Source organism: Orlajensenia leifsoniae, from assembly GCF_004570845.1.
Lineage (GTDB): Bacteria > Actinomycetota > Actinomycetes > Actinomycetales > Microbacteriaceae > Orlajensenia > Orlajensenia leifsoniae.
Genome location: NZ_SPQZ01000001.1, coordinates 194790 through 208351 on the forward strand (window position 1 = coordinate 194790; position 13562 = coordinate 208351).

Below are 13562 nucleotides of genomic sequence, written 5' to 3' on the forward strand. Positions count from 1 at the left end.
GAGAACGATGGTTGGTCCCGGTGACCGAGTATGCGGGAGTCACGGCCTACACGGGCGGCATCGGCCGCCACTACGCCGCCCTCGTGCCGGCACTCGCGCGCCGCGGCATCGACGTGGACCTCCTGGTCTTCTCCGACAGCGCACTCATCCGGGAGACGGATGACCCCGGCGTGGAGCTCCGGGGCGTTCGCATCGGTCGGCGGGTGCCCCGCATCATCGCGCTGCCCCTGATGGCCCTCCGCGTGCGTCGGGCCTTCGCGGCCAGGACCTACGACAGGGTGTTCGCGCCGGAGTGGAGCGGCCTCGGGGCGGCCCTGCCCTCCCGAGCCCCGCTGCTGACGAACCTGGCCACGAGCATGCGGCTCTCGAACGAGGTCGCCCACCTCCGACCCCGCGACCTTCCGGCATCGACGCGCCTGGCGGTGGCGGTGCAGAACAGGCTGGAGGACCGACAGATCCGCCGGTCCGCGGGACTCATCGCGATATCGCAGGCCATGGCGAGGTGGACGTCGGGCTCGTTCGCGACGCTGCCTCCGGTGCGCGTCGTATGGAACTGCATCGAGGTCACCCGCGTCGAGAGTGCATCCCGCTCAGCCGACCTCCCCGACCGCTGGCCCGCATCCGACGGCCCGATCGTGCTCTTCCTCGGTCGTCTCGAACGACGGAAGGGCATCGTCGATGCCCTGAAGGCCTTCGCGATCGTCTCGGCGCAGGTGCCATCGGCCCGTCTCGTGCTGGCAGGGTCGAGCGGCGACAGGCGCTTCGAACCGGATCGCGAGGAGCTGCTCGGCTACCTTCCCGCGGCTTCGCGCGACCAGGTCGCCTGGCTCGGGCACGTCGGCGGCGACGAGCTCTACCGGGCGATCCGCGAGGCCGCGGTGACGATCTGCCCGTCACTCTGGGAGGGCTTCGGAAACGTCGCCCTCGAGGTGAGATCGATCGGAGCTCCCCTGGTCTGCACGACGGGCAGCGGCTTCGACGACTTCTGCACCAGCGGCGTCGACTGTCTGATGGTTCCTCCGGCCGACGCTGCCGGGTTGGCGAGGGCCATCAGTCGGATCATCGGCGACCCGGCGTTCGGCGCCGCGCTGGGGCTGGCGGGTCAGGCCGACGTGGGCAGATTCGCTCCCGACCGGATCGCCGCCGACCTCACCCACGCTGCCGACGAGCTTCTCGGGCCCGTCAGGCCCTGACCCAGTCGGAACCGCGCCGACGCACGACCCCCGCCGATTCGAAGTCGGCCAGCCATCCCGTCATCGGCCATTCTCCCCACCTGTCGGCGAACAGGCGGCCGTTCCGCAGGATGTCGTCCACGTGCTGCCACGGCGGGGAGCTCGTCGGGTGGTGCTGGTGATAGGCGTGGGCGCCGCCCACCCACGCCAGGGGAATCCCGGCGTCGCGCAGCCCGAAGGCGAAGTCCGTGTCCTCGCCCCCGTAGCCCTCGAATCGTTCGTCGAAGCGGGGGGAGGTCGCCCAGAGCCCGGCCGTCATCGCGAACGACAACGACCAGAACAGCGGATATTCCTCGGCCGTGGCGAGCTCGATGGAGCCGGCAGCGGGCGAGGGCCGGGCGGCATGCGGGTCGGTCGCCTCCACGAGGGTCTCCGGCCGCGACACGTCGACTCCCGGCGGCAGGTATGTCACGGGGCCGCACAGCACGGCCTCCGGATGCCGCTGCGCGGCGTCGCGGTAGCGCGCTACGAGCTGCGGCCCGGGCACGCAGTCGGCGTCGAGGAAGATCAGGAGGTCCGCTCCGGACGCGACCGCGGCATCCGCCCCGGCGTTGCGTGCAGCAGCCAGGCGGAGCCCGAGCGGCGTCGGGGGCAGGTGCAGCACGACGTCGGCATCGAGCGAGGGAGGCCTGTCAGCTCCGACCCAGACCACGGTGGTGCCGAGATCGGGCTCGCGGGCGAGTGCGGCGAGTTGCGCGCGTACGTGGCCCACCCGCTCGGCCGAGCACAGGGTCACGACGCCGATCACGTCGCGTCCCCGCGCGCCACGGCTGCGATCTCGATCGCCGCGCGCTCCGCGGCGCCTCGCGTGCGCCAGCGCGCCCAGTCGGGTTGCAACGCGCGAGCCTCGTCGAGGATGCGCCCCCACTCGGCGGGTTCCGGCCACTCGGGGTGCACGATCGCGAGCCCGGCCCTCTTGACGGCATCCGCCGTGTCAGCCTGCTCCGCGAACGGTCGTGGCTGGGGGATCACCACAGCACGGGCGCCGACGGCCGCGAGGTCGGCGATGGAGTTCTGTCCGGCCCACGCGATGACGACGTCGGCCGCAGCCATGTCGGGCCACGGATCGGCGACCCAGTCACGACTCCCCGACATCCCCAGGGCCGACCAGCGGTGCTCTGATGTCGCTGCCGCCGCCGACGCGATCGACGACGCGGTCACGCTCGATCCGCCCGCTCCCCCGAGAACGAGGACCCCTGAGCGCTCGACGGATTCAGGTCCTCGCCCGTCGTGGCGACTGATGCCGCCCACGTAGACGACATGAGGGAACGCGGACAGGTGATCCGGACGCAGGAGTTCCTCGGGCCACGGCGCGATGACCTTCGTCGCCAGTCCGAAGGCCAGCTGATGGGCGGCATCGTCGCGTCGCCCCGGTTGGGTGATGAGCACGGTCGGGATACCGAGCAGGCGGGCGAAGACGGTGACCTCCACCGACACGTCGACCACGAAGGCGGTGACCGGATGCCGCTCCAGAGCGGCCGCGATGACCGACAGCCGCCGGCGATGTCCGTCGTGCAGCAGCGGCGCCCAGTGCAGGAGCCCGTTGGCCGTCGGATCTCGGTCGCCGCCGGGAAGCGCACGCTCGGGCTCGACGCCGTCGTCCCGTTCGAGCTGCGTCCACCGGCAGTTGTCGGGTAGGTCGTCGGGCGTCGGCAGCGAGCTGAAGCAGACCACGTCGGCGCCGAGGTACGGCGCGATCGCCAGGAGGCGCCCGACATGCCCACGGCCGTGATGGTGCACGTACCACGCAATGCGCGGGCGGCTCATGCCGCCTGCTCCGAGGCACTCTCGCTGGCGTCGAGCATCGAACGGAACCTGCGCTCGAGCGCCGAGATGCGGGACGGCAGGGAGAACCGTGCCTCCGCGCTGCTGCGGATGGCCGGTCGGAATCCAGGCTCCCGGGATGCCCGGACGATCATGTGCTCCACACGCTTCGCCAACGCGGCCACGTCGCCCGGTGGCACTGTCACCATCCCGACGGACCCGGCGGCGATCTCCGACACCCCGCCCATCGCGAAGCTGACGACGGGCGTTCCCGTCATCAGCGCCTCGGGTGCCACCAGACCGAACGGCTCCTCCCACACCGGCGTCGCGATCAGCGCGGCGCTCCGACCGACGAGATGGGCGAGCTCGACCGGCGAGAGCTGTCCGACGTACCTGATGGCACCGCCGACGTGCGGCAGCACGGCGCGATCCGCATAGAGTTCGTCACCGATCCGTCCGGCGATGACGAGACCCCGGCCGAGCCGCTGGGCGACCTCGATGGCGAGGTGCGGGGCCTTCTCGGGAACGATCCGACCGAACCAGACGAGGTCCGGACCCCCGGGACCCAGCGGCCACGCCAGCGGGTCCACGGCGTTCGCCAGGACCGTCGACTCGATACCGGCATCCGCCCACTGGAGACGAGTGTGCTCGCTGACGGCCAGGAATTCGCTGCGCCGCCCGCGTGCTGCGGCGTGCGACGCCACCAGGGCATCGTCGACAGGCGTGTGCAGGGTGGAGATCATGGGCACGCCGAGATCCCCGGCTCTCTCGAGGGGCAGTCCGTGCAGGCAGTGATTCGAGATCACGTCGTAGTCGCCCGCTGTCGTCGCGATCCGGTCGAGAGCGCGGTCGAGTGCCGGAACGGAACGCGCTGCGTAGCTCGGCGGATAGCTGTCATCCGTCGGTCTGGCTGCGCCGGGCCAGGTCATGGCGGGAATCGTGAACTCGCTCCGTTCGTCCAGCCAGTCGGACCCCTCGGCCGCGATGAGCGTCACATCGTGGCCACGGGCCCGCAGCTGGTCCACCTCGTTCCACACGGCCGACTCGAGGCCACCGGCGTGCGGTCGACGGATGGGGAACCGGAGGGGGGCGATGACCACGACGCGGAGCGGCGCGAGCCCGCTCATGGTCGGCGCTCCGCGATCAGTCGACGGTAGAGGGCCTCGTGATCGCCGGCTGTCGTGACGTCATCGACCGTCCGGGCTGCACCCCGGGCGCGGATCTGCCGTGCGCGCTCCACCGAGCCGGCTCGGGTCGCGTCCTGTCGGCGGACGACGGCATGGATCGCGTCAGCCAAGGACTCCCCGCCTGCCGCGACATCGAACGATTCGGTGCTCCCATCCGGATGCTGCTCGGAGTAGAAGCCCACGCGCGGGGCGAGCACCGGAACGGCGAGGTCCCAGCACAGCTCCAGCCACCCGGAGTGGGTTCCGTGGCTGTACGGGAGCACGCAGGCGTCCATGCGCGAGAGCACGTTCACGAGCTCCTGGTCGTCGAGGCGCTCGTGCTCGATCAGCACGACGCGATCGGTGCGTCCGGTGATCTCGCGCACGGCATCGCGGGACGCCGGGTCCCGGACGGTGCGGTGCATCCTCACCTCGGCGACGACATCCACGCCCGTCCCCGCGACCGAATCCACCGCGGCGACGAGGGCTTCGGCCATCCCCGCTCCGTCGACATTGGGGCGGAGGTCCTTCAGGTGCATCCCCACTCGGAACTGTTCTGAAGACAGGACCCGGGGCGTCGACACGTCGCCCGACAGCACCGACGGATGCCGCGACACGAGCGGCGGGCGTCGCCAGCGCCGCCCGATCTCGGCAGCGGCCCCCTCGGTCAATGTGATGACGGCGTCTGCGCCCGGGACCAGCACGTCGAGCTGCGCGCGATACGGGGCCTGGTCGAGCAGTTGCGGGTGCTCGAGGTCGTGCACGGTGAACACGACCGGCCAGCCGACCTCGTGGGCGGCTTCGATGCAGGCGGCGATCCGTGCCGGCTCGAACGACTCGGTTCCGAAGTGGATGTGGAGCAGGTCGGCATCCCGAGCGTGCAGCCGGATCCACTCGGGATCGAGGGCTGCGGACGGCCGCCAAGCAGCCTCCCGGGTGCCGTCGTCATCCGGTCGGTGGATGCGCACGTGCGGCGACGCGGTGACGCTGTCGACATAGGGGTGCGATGAGGGAACGGAGACGACGGTGATCGCCGCTGCGTCTGTGGTCGGAGCCAGAGGCCGTACGTCATCGGCGACGGGCATCGAGGAGACCGTCGGAAGCATGATGCACCTCTCTGGTCGGGCGCACAGGGTCGTGACGCAGGGCCAACCGTACGTCGCGAGTCGAGGAGGCGAAGGGGCCTTGACGTGGAGAGGGAGATGAACAAGCATGTGCCAGATGCCCACCCCCGATGCGCCTGACCTCTTGGTCGTCGGACCGCCGCGCCACGGCGTCACCAGGTACGCGCGCGACCTCGCTGACGCCGCCGAGGCAGCCGGATTCGGGCGGCAGCCCCTCGTCGTCGCGGATGGAGCTGCGGCGGTGCGCGCTGTCGTCGGCGCGGACCGGGTGCACGCCCACGTCACCGACAGGTTGTTCGGATCGACTCCCGAGGAGGCAGCCGAGACCGTGGAGCGGCTCGCCGCTCTCACCAGCCTCACCATCACCCTGCACGACCTGCCGCAGGAGTCGGACGGCTCCTCCTATGAGCGGAGGGTCGCCGCCTACGGTCGATTCATCGACGCATCCGACGGTGTCGTGGTGAACAGCCGCCATGAAGCCGAGCTCGTCGTCGAGCACCTCGGCCCGCGTGCGGCATCCGTGACGGCGATCCCGCTCGGAACCACCGCGGAGGTACCCGACAGCGACCACGCGCCCGCGACGACGTCCACGACCCTCACCGTGCTGATCGCCGGCTATCTCTATCCCGGCAAGGGACATCTCGACGCCATCGAAGCTGCCGCGGCGGCCGTCTCACGGCTGCGCGTGGAGGGAACGCCCATCGACGGTGCACGGGTCGTCGCGATCGGCGGGCCGTCCCGCGGGCATGAGGCCGACGTCGAGCGGTTGCGCGAGCGGGCTCGGGAACTCGGCGTCGCCCTCGAGGTCACCGGCGTGCTCGACGACGCCGCCTTCCAGCGCCGGCTCGCCTCCGAGGGCATCCCCGTGGCCGCTCATCAGCACGTGTCCGCGTCGCGGTCGATGAGCGACTGGGCCGAACGGGGACGCCGCCCGTTGGTTCGCACCTCGAGGTATGCGCAGGAGATGGACGGCCTCCGACCCGGCACCCTCACGGTGTACGCACCATCGGATCTTCCGGATGCCCTCGTGCAGGCGTTCCGCTCGCCCGAGTCCACACGCCTGGCACCGCTGACGTCGCTGCGTCCCACCCTCTCCGACGCGGCTCTCGCCTATCGGGACTGGTGGGCGGGACTGGCTCTCCGGTGAGCGCGCGGTACGACCCCGATCGAGGCCTGCCGGGCAATCGCTGGGACCTCCTCGACGGGCTGACGCCGGCCACTCCGCCCTCGATCTCGGTCATCGTCGCCCACTACGAGCAACCCGAGCAACTCGCGCGCACCCTGCACGCGCTGGAGCGGCAGGACCATGCGCACGCCGCGGTCGAGATCATCGTCGTCGACGACGGATCCGCCGAGGCGCCGCGAGTGCCGCCCCACGTGCGGCTCATCACCCAGGACGATCGAGGATTCCGTCTGGCGGCAGCACGGAATCTGGGAGCCGCCGCGGCCGAGAACGACGTTCTCGTGTTCCTCGATGCCGACACCTCCCCGGAGCCGACCTACCTCCGCGCTATCACGCGGCTGCCCGCCCTGAACTGGGACTGCGTCACCGTGGGCCACCGCCTGCACGCCGATCTGGGGGACGCACCTGTCGGTGCTGCCATCGAGGTCATCGGACCCGAGCGGTCGTTGCCCGAGCCCAAGTGGCTGCTCGACGCCTACAGCGAGTCGGAAGACCTGCTGAAGGTCGACCACCGCAGCTATCGCTTCGTCGTCGGAGCCGTCATCGCGTGCACGCGCCGCTTCTTCGACGAGACCGGCGGCTTCGACGAGTCGTTCACCGCGTACGGCGGCGAGGACTGGGAGTGGGCGTATCGGGCCTGGCTGAACGGCGCCGTCCTCGCTCACGTGCCGGATGCCGTCGCCTGGCATGACGGACCTGACCAGGCCGGCCGCGAGTCGGCGGACGTCGCGGCCAAGAACGAGGAGACGCTGCGCCTCTCCGATCTCATCCCCGTTCCGGGATCTCGCGGGCGGGGCATCCGGTCCGGACGGGTGGACGTCGCCGTCTTCGGACCGCCCGACCAGGCGTCGGCAGGTCAGCGCTTCGTGAGCGTGGACTCCGTGCTCGCCGAGCTTCCCGGAGCAGGAATCGCCCCGCCGACGGACGTCGAATCGGAGCGGTTCGATCGGGTGCGAATCGACGTCACCATCGAGGCGCCCGTGCGGGTGCATCCGGGCGGGCTGGTCGACGCCGTCGATGCCGTCGACAGCGGCCGCGTTGCAGCAGTGGCCGTCTGCGACCCCGATGGCACTCCCCTGGTCCGCCTGACCTCACGGCGCGAACGAACCCGTCAGGCTCGCTGGCCCCGTGCCGAGCGGCTGCCCACCCTCGAGCTGCGATCGAGCGCCGTCGAGCGGATCGTCGACGAGGTGGACGTCGAGGCATACCTCGGCGGGTGGTGATCGACGACCGATCGACGGATGTTTTGTCAATCCCCCAGTCCGGGCTTCTGCGCGGCATCCGCTCGCGCATAAGGTGATGCCATGGATCGGAGGCGCGCGTGAGCTCCCCGCAGCGAACCCTCTCGGCGCCCCTCCTGCTGGACCGCTACAGACCGCTCTCGCTGATCGCGCGCGGCGGCATGGCCTCGGTGTTCCGCGGGCGCGACGAGTACCTCGGCCGCGACGTGGCGATCAAGGTGTTCAGCGGCGGCAACGAGGAGCACGTCGAGACCTATCGGGCAGAACTCCGCATGCTCGCGGGCCTCAGCCACCACGGAGTCGTCTCGATCGTCGACGCCGGCGTCGACACGTCGGCCCCCGACGATCCCCGCCCCTTTCTCGTGATGCAGCTGGTGCGCGGAACGACGCTGCGCGACAGGCTGGCCGAGCGGGCGCTCTCGGTGCGGGAGATCGGCGAGTTCGCCTACGAAGTGGCCGAGACGCTCGAGTACATCCACGCGAACGGCGTGATCCACCGCGACATCACCCCGTCGAACGTGATGATCGTGAACTACGGCACGCAGTACTCCCGCGAGAGGGCCGTGCTCACCGACTTCGGCATCGCGGTGTCGACGGAGTCATCCGTGTTCCAGTCGGAGAACATCACGGGAACCCCCGCCTACCTGAGTCCGGAGCAGGTGCGGAACCTTCCCCTGACCACAGCCTCCGACATCTACTCCCTCGGGCTCGTGATGCTGGAGTGCTTCACCCGAACTCGGGCCTTCCCCGGCATCCCGGTCGCCTCGGCGATGGCCCGCCTGAACACGGCGCCGGCCATGCCGCCCGAGACCGTTCCGGAGCCGTGGCGGTCCCTGATCGACCGTATGACGGCTCGCGATCCCGGTCGTCGGCCCTCCGCCGCGGAGGTCGAGGGGGAACTGCGTGAGGCGCTGCGCGAGCTCCGGCCACGGCGCAGGTCCTGAGTCCGACTCCGGCCCGAGCGCCGCGTCAGGAATCGAGCGACGCGTCAGGCGACGATGACCGCGGTCGTACGGTTCTTCCCGGAGTTCTTCGACGTGTACATCGCCGTGTCGGCGAGGTCGAACAGGCGGTCGGGAGTCACGGACTGGGAGATGCCCGGTGAGTGCACGGCGACGCCGATGCTCGCCGAGACCGTGAACTCGTCGGGGATGCCGGATATGGGAGCGCCCACGACATCACGGAGTCTCTCGGCGACGGCGGATGCGGCGTCGACGTCGGCGTCCTCGCAGATGACGACGAACTCGTCGCCACCGAAGCGGCCGGCCACGTCGCTCGGACGGATCGTGGAGCGCAGGCGCGTGGCGACCTCCCGCAGCACCTCGTCGCCCGCCACGTGCCCCAGTTCGTCGTTGACCGTCTTGAAGCCGTCGAGGTCGAGGAAGATCAGCGCCGTCGAGTGATGGGTGCGCTGCCCTGTCGCGAGGGCTTCCTCGAGGCGTACCTTGAGCAGCTGGCGGTTGGCGAGCCCGGTGAGCTGATCGAACAGCGCCATCCGTTCCAGGCGTCGCTGCAGGCGCACGCGGGCCAGCGCCTCGGAGGCCTGCCTGGCCACGGCCTCCTGCAGGTCGATGGCATCGCCGTCGAAGGAACGCGCACGGCCGTAATAGCAGAGCACGACACCGGATGCCGCCCCCTCGAACGACAGCGGCGTCGCCGTCACGGCCTCGAGGCGTGCCGACTTCAGCTCGTCGGCGAGCGTCGGGTAGCGATCGCGCACAGCGCGGCGATCGGAGAGCACCACCGTCTGTCGGCTGCTGAGGGCCTCGAGTTCGGGGCCCTCCTCACTTCCGGGGCGTTCCCCGGCGGCCAGGGCCAGCTTCCCCGATTCGTCGGTGAGGAGCACGGCGACGGATGCCGCTGCGAAGCCGTGCCGCATGCTCTCGACGATGGCCTCGGCCAGCTCCTCCTCGGAGCTGCTGCTGACGAAGGCGGATGACGCACGCTGGAGCACCCGCACGTGCTCTTCGGATGCCTCGGCCTGACGACGGGAGGTGAGCAGGTCGCGCTCGTAGTTCTGGCGATCGGTCGCGTCGAAGACGGCGGTGCGGATGAGCCCGGGCTCCTCACCCGCCTGCTCCACCACGACCGAGTTGACCAGTGTGGGCAGGTCGGAGCCGTCGGCGCACACCAGAGTCAGGGCGACCTCCTTGACGGCGCCCTCGAGAAGCAGGACCGGCAGGTAGCGGGTCTCGGCGAAAATCTGGCTGCCGCGGGTCAGCAGCTCGGCGAAGGGCCGGCCGACCAGATCGGCGGCGGCGTATCCCGTCCAGTCGAGGAAGGTGCTGTTGACCCGCACGATCATGCCATCGGTCGTCAGCGACATGTGGCCGCACGGCGAGTGCTCGTAGAGGTCCTCGAACGAGGTCTCGAGCTGCGTCATCGCAGGTAGTCCTGGATCTCCTTCACGACCTCGTCGGGGCTCGACAGGTTCGGGCAATGGCCGGTCGCCGCCAGCATCACGAAGCTGCTGCCGGGGATCTGACTGTGCACGAACTCACCGACGACCCGCGGCGCGATGATGTCGTCGTTGCACTGGAGGATCAAGGTGGGCGTCACGACGTCCTTGAGGTCGTCGCGGTTGTCCGAGCTGAAGGTGACCCGGGCGAAGTGGCGCGCGATGGCCGGGTCGATGGTGCAGAAGCTCGCCGTGAGTTCCTCGCCGAGTTCCGGCTGGCCGCTGTTTCCCATGATCAGGGGCGCGAGATCCGAGGACCAGCCGAGGTAGTTCGCATCGAGGGCGTCGAGCAGGGCGTCGATGTCGTCCTGGCTGAATCCGCCGGTGTAGTCGACGTCGTCGACGTAGCGCGGAGACGGACCGACGAGCACCAGGGATCCGAAACGCGACGGGTCGTGCGTGGACGCCAGAACACCGACCATTGCGCTCACCGAGTGACCCACGTACACTGCGTCGCTCAGATCGAGTGCCTCGAGGATCTCGAGCACGTCGTCGGCGTAGCCGTGCAGCGAGTCGTACTTCGATCGGTCGTAGGCCGTGAGGTCCGAGCCGCCGGCGCCGACATGGTCGAAGAGCACCACCTTGTAGTCACTCTCGAAGGCCGGGGCGACGAGCCGCCACATCTCCTGGCTGCATCCGAAACCGTGGGCGAAGATGATCGGTCGGCCCGCGGGATTCCCCGAGATCTTCACGTTGTTGCGACTCAGAGCGCTTGTATCGAGCGGTGGGGCGATCGTCATGTCTGATTCCTTCGGGGCGGCTCTGCGAGCCCCCAACGAACACGGGCCTGACTGGTGTCCCCAGCTTAGCCGCACTACAAGAGGGACGGATGCTGGCGCTCGAGCTGGCGCATCCGCGGCCCTGTCAACGGTGTTTCCGGTCTCGCCGGCCCCCCGGTGAACGGGGTGCCTCACGGCGACGACGGCACGCACACGGAGCCGCGACCGCGAACCATACAGCATTCGATGCCGACGTCGGGCGGGTTGCATCGGAGGGCACGTCCGCCCACCATTGAGCAACGCCGCCCACGAACAAGAGGCCCATGAATTCACGCACCGCCTACGGACAGGATCGCCTCGCCCGCGACCTCGAGGTCGCCGTGGATCGCGGTGAGATCCTGGCCCACTATCAGCCCCAGATCGACACGGAATCGGGGCAGGTCGTCGCCGTCGAGGCGTTGTGCCGCTGGCGGCATCCGGAATTCGGATCCATCGCCCCCGCGGTCTTCATCCCCATCGCCGAGGCGATGGGGAGCATCCACACCATCGGCCGTTTCATGATCGAGGACGGATGCCGTCTGGCGGCCGAGTGGGAGCGGGCCGGACTTCCAGTCGAGGTCGCCGTGAACGTCTCGGCGACGCAACTGGCACCGGGCTTCTTCGGCCATCTCGGCGAATTCCACGCTCGTGAGGGAATCGGCCCCGGCCGGCTCACCATCGAGATCACGGAGTCGCAGATGATCACGGACGTCGACGCGGCCGTGCGTGATCTCGCCAAGGTGCGGGCGCTCGGAGTCGGCATCTCGGTCGACGACTTCGGCAGCGGGCACTCCACGGTGGAGCAGGTGATCAACCTCCCCGTGACGGAGCTCAAGATCGACCAGGCGATCGTGCGGGAGGAGAGTGAGGCCGGTCAGCGAGCGATGAACGCCATCGTCGATCTGGTGCATCGTCGCGGACTCCGCGTCGTCGCCGAGGGCGTCGAGACCGAACAGCAGTTCGAGCGCGTTCGGCTCCTGCACTGCGATCGCGTGCAGGGATACCTCATCGCCCCTCCCCTGCCCCGGCTCGAGGTCGAGGAGTTCATAGCTAGGCGGAACGCCGCCGGCTAGGCATCAGACGTCGAGGTCGAAGTCGGCGTTCGCCGCCGCGATGTCGTCGGCCTCAGGGGCGCCGCCCACGTCGAGTCGAGTCCAGGTGACGGGCATGCCCGGCGAGAAGAGGATGTCGAGGCCGGAGCCACCCGACTTCAACGGCGGGATGTTGACGTAGCCGCCGCCGGCCTTGATCGCCGTGAGGATCTCGTTCTTGAGGTCGGTGACGGGATCGGGAAGGAAGTAGTCCTTGCCGTCGACAGTCAGCCTGTTGATGATCACCCAGCCACTCCACTTCGTCGCACGGCCCCGATCAGGGGCGCTCGCCAAGGCTACCGTGCCTGTAAAGTTCATTCGTGCCGCATTCGCGGCGTTGAAAGGTGACGGGGTTACACGTGGGCGCTCTCTACTACGACGGCGAGGAATTCGATTTCGACGATCGCACTCTCGCCCACCTGCAGCTCGTCGTCTCGACGAAGCTGCGCCGCCGCGAGGACTTCTTCCTGACCTGGTCCGTTCCGATGGAGCGCGGCAGTGGACGCCACTCCATCTGGATCGACAACGGCGTGCCCATCCGCTTCTACTTCAGCGGCTCGCGCACCCCGAGCATCAACCGCGAGTGGATCGAGAGCCTCATGCTCTCCGCCTCCCGCGCCTCCGGCCTCATCCTCGGCGACGAGCCCACGGAGAGCCGCCCCGCGCCGGCTGCCGGCTAGTCCCGTCCACGCCCCGTACGACGTTCGCGGTCGAAGCGCAGTGCTCCCGGGCGATGCTGGTCGCAACCGGTTTGTCCAGCCCGACACGCCACCGATGTGTCGGGCGTAGCCTCGGAGCATGACCGATCAGTTCCTCAACGAGCCCGACGCGAACCGCTACGTGCTGCTGCGTGACGGTGTCATCGCGTCGAGCCTCGATTACTCCGTGCTGGGCGACTCCATCTCCATGACGCGGGCGTACACGAACCCCAGGCTTCGCGGGCACGGCCTGGCCGGTGACCTCGTGGAATTCGCGGTCGACGACGTGGAGCGCACCACGCGTCTGCGCATCATCCCGATGTGCTGGTACGTCGCCGAGTGGTTCGAGTCGCACCCCGAGAGGGCAGAGCTGTTGAAGCCGCGGTCGGCGGCCTGAGGCGCCGCCTGTGGTCTAGGCCGGACTCGTCAACTGGATGAGGTTGCCGCAGGTGTCATCGAGCATGGCCGTCACCACAGGGCCCATCGCCGTGGGCGGCTGCGTGAACGTCACCCCGCGAGCGCTCAGGTCGGCGTGGGTCGCGGCCACATCTTCCACCTCGAACGAGGTGAGCGGAATTCCGTCTGCGCGCAGTGCCGCCTTGAAGGCCTTCGATGCCGGATGCGCATCCGGCTCCAGCAGCAGTTCGACGCCGTCGGGCTCTCCGGCACCCACCACCGTGAGCCAGCGGTACTCCCCCAGGGAGACGTCGGTCTTCGGGACGAAGCCGAGCTTCTCCGTGTAGAAGGCGAGCGCCTTCGCCTGATCGTCCACCAGCACGCTCGTGACGCTGATCCTGGGCATGGCCATCTCCTCATCGGTTCGGTGTTCGGTCCCTGTCTAGCAAAT

At 69.4% G+C, this 13562-nt stretch carries 15 protein-coding genes; 7 read left to right on the forward strand and 8 right to left on the reverse strand.

Annotated elements, in window-relative coordinates; translation table 11 throughout:
• Positions 1 to 20: 20 nt before the first annotated feature.
• Positions 21 to 1193, forward strand: coding sequence for a glycosyltransferase family 4 protein (locus E4M00_RS00970; RefSeq protein WP_167756782.1), 1173 nt, complete (start codon positions 21 to 23; stop codon positions 1191 to 1193).
• Here E4M00_RS00970 and E4M00_RS00975 read toward each other — a convergent pair.
• From E4M00_RS00975 to E4M00_RS00990, 4 genes are read right to left on the reverse strand one after another with little or no spacing between them, the layout of a single operon-like run.
• The gene (locus E4M00_RS00975; protein WP_135118709.1) at positions 1183 to 1980 is read right to left on the reverse strand and encodes a glycosyltransferase family 2 protein; all 798 of its coding nucleotides are present in this window, start codon (positions 1978 to 1980) and stop codon (positions 1183 to 1185) included. The genes E4M00_RS00970 and E4M00_RS00975 overlap by 11 nt on opposite strands.
• On the reverse strand, positions 1977 to 2999 hold the full coding sequence (locus E4M00_RS00980) for a glycosyltransferase (protein WP_135118710.1): 1023 nt from the start codon (positions 2997 to 2999) through the stop codon (positions 1977 to 1979). The genes E4M00_RS00975 and E4M00_RS00980 overlap by 4 nt, the downstream gene beginning before the upstream one ends.
• Positions 2996 to 4123: a glycosyltransferase gene (locus E4M00_RS00985; RefSeq protein ID WP_135118711.1), complete on the reverse strand. Its 1128-nt coding sequence runs from the start codon at positions 4121 to 4123 to the stop codon at positions 2996 to 2998. Before E4M00_RS00985 ends, E4M00_RS00980 begins: the two co-directional genes overlap by 4 nt.
• Positions 4120 to 5268, reverse strand: coding sequence for a glycosyltransferase family protein (locus E4M00_RS00990; protein WP_167756783.1), 1149 nt, complete (start codon positions 5266 to 5268; stop codon positions 4120 to 4122). The genes E4M00_RS00985 and E4M00_RS00990 overlap by 4 nt, the downstream gene beginning before the upstream one ends.
• 115 nt (positions 5269 to 5383) lie before the next feature.
• On the opposite strand from E4M00_RS00990, the gene E4M00_RS00995 reads away from it, so the two are divergent.
• The 3 genes from E4M00_RS00995 (at position 5384) to E4M00_RS01005 (ending at position 8654) form a co-directional block, all read left to right on the forward strand.
• Positions 5384 to 6433, forward strand: coding sequence for a glycosyltransferase family protein (locus E4M00_RS00995; protein WP_135118713.1), 1050 nt, complete (start codon positions 5384 to 5386; stop codon positions 6431 to 6433).
• Positions 6430 to 7692, forward strand: a complete 1263-nt coding sequence (locus E4M00_RS01000) for a glycosyltransferase family 2 protein (protein ID WP_135118714.1) — start codon at positions 6430 to 6432, stop codon at positions 7690 to 7692. Before E4M00_RS00995 ends, E4M00_RS01000 begins: the two co-directional genes overlap by 4 nt.
• 98 nt (positions 7693 to 7790) lie before the next feature.
• Positions 7791 to 8654 (forward strand): serine/threonine-protein kinase, encoded by an 864-nt coding sequence (locus E4M00_RS01005; protein ID WP_240036752.1) that lies wholly within the window; start codon positions 7791 to 7793, stop codon positions 8652 to 8654.
• Between the two features lie 44 nt (positions 8655 to 8698).
• Here E4M00_RS01005 and E4M00_RS01010 read toward each other — a convergent pair whose 3' ends face one another.
• Both E4M00_RS01010 and E4M00_RS01015 read right to left on the reverse strand, forming a co-directional pair.
• Positions 8699 to 10093 carry a sensor domain-containing protein gene (locus tag E4M00_RS01010; protein WP_135118715.1) on the reverse strand — a complete coding sequence of 465 codons (1395 nt, stop codon included), beginning with the start codon at positions 10091 to 10093 and terminating at the stop codon, positions 8699 to 8701.
• Complete coding sequence (locus E4M00_RS01015) at positions 10090 to 10908, reverse strand: alpha/beta fold hydrolase (protein ID WP_135118716.1); 819 nt, start codon at positions 10906 to 10908, stop codon at positions 10090 to 10092. Before E4M00_RS01015 ends, E4M00_RS01010 begins: the two co-directional genes overlap by 4 nt.
• Before the next feature lie 302 nt (positions 10909 to 11210).
• Between E4M00_RS01015 and E4M00_RS01020 the strand changes: the two genes are divergently transcribed.
• A complete protein-coding gene (locus tag E4M00_RS01020; RefSeq protein WP_135118717.1) occupies positions 11211 to 11999 on the forward strand; it encodes an EAL domain-containing protein in 789 nt (262 codons plus the stop codon).
• A 3-nt stretch (positions 12000 to 12002) separates the two neighbouring features.
• On the opposite strand, the gene E4M00_RS01025 is transcribed toward E4M00_RS01020, so the two are convergent.
• On the reverse strand, positions 12003 to 12263 hold the full coding sequence (locus tag E4M00_RS01025; protein ID WP_135118718.1) for a hypothetical protein: 261 nt from the start codon (positions 12261 to 12263) through the stop codon (positions 12003 to 12005).
• A gap of 113 nt (positions 12264 to 12376) precedes the next feature.
• Here E4M00_RS01025 and E4M00_RS01030 point away from each other — a divergent pair, with 113 nt between their 5' ends.
• Together E4M00_RS01030 and E4M00_RS01035 are read left to right on the forward strand one after the other, a co-directional pair.
• A complete protein-coding gene (locus E4M00_RS01030) occupies positions 12377 to 12697 on the forward strand; it encodes a DUF7882 family protein (RefSeq protein ID WP_135118719.1) in 321 nt (106 codons plus the stop codon).
• Positions 12698 to 12815: 118 nt separating this feature from the next.
• Positions 12816 to 13112 (forward strand): GNAT family N-acetyltransferase, encoded by a 297-nt coding sequence (locus tag E4M00_RS01035; RefSeq protein WP_135118720.1) that lies wholly within the window; start codon positions 12816 to 12818, stop codon positions 13110 to 13112.
• Positions 13113 to 13127: 15 nt separating this feature from the next.
• On the opposite strand, the gene E4M00_RS01040 is transcribed toward E4M00_RS01035, so the two are convergent.
• Positions 13128 to 13517, reverse strand: coding sequence for a VOC family protein (locus tag E4M00_RS01040; RefSeq protein ID WP_135118721.1), 390 nt, complete (start codon positions 13515 to 13517; stop codon positions 13128 to 13130).
• Positions 13518 to 13562 lie beyond the last annotated feature (45 nt).

What these genes read in the sequence shown, in the direction of transcription:
- E4M00_RS01035 (WP_135118720.1), top strand. Translation starts at nt 12,816, where the DNA reads ATGACCGATCAGTTCCTCAACGAGCCCGACGCGAACCGCTACGTGCTG.
- E4M00_RS00985 (WP_135118711.1), bottom strand. Translation starts at nt 4,123, where the DNA reads ATGAGCGGGCTCGCGCCGCTCCGCGTCGTGGTCATCGCCCCCCTCCGG.
- E4M00_RS01010 (WP_135118715.1), bottom strand. Translation starts at nt 10,093, where the DNA reads ATGACGCAGCTCGAGACCTCGTTCGAGGACCTCTACGAGCACTCGCCG.
- E4M00_RS01020 (WP_135118717.1), top strand. Translation starts at nt 11,211, where the DNA reads ATGAATTCACGCACCGCCTACGGACAGGATCGCCTCGCCCGCGACCTC.
- E4M00_RS00980 (WP_135118710.1), bottom strand. Translation starts at nt 2,999, where the DNA reads ATGAGCCGCCCGCGCATTGCGTGGTACGTGCACCATCACGGCCGTGGG.
- E4M00_RS00995 (WP_135118713.1), top strand. Translation starts at nt 5,384, where the DNA reads ATGCCCACCCCCGATGCGCCTGACCTCTTGGTCGTCGGACCGCCGCGC.
- E4M00_RS01015 (WP_135118716.1), bottom strand. Translation starts at nt 10,908, where the DNA reads ATGACGATCGCCCCACCGCTCGATACAAGCGCTCTGAGTCGCAACAAC.
- E4M00_RS01040 (WP_135118721.1), bottom strand. Translation starts at nt 13,517, where the DNA reads ATGCCCAGGATCAGCGTCACGAGCGTGCTGGTGGACGATCAGGCGAAG.
- E4M00_RS00990 (WP_167756783.1), bottom strand. Translation starts at nt 5,268, where the DNA reads ATGCTTCCGACGGTCTCCTCGATGCCCGTCGCCGATGACGTACGGCCT.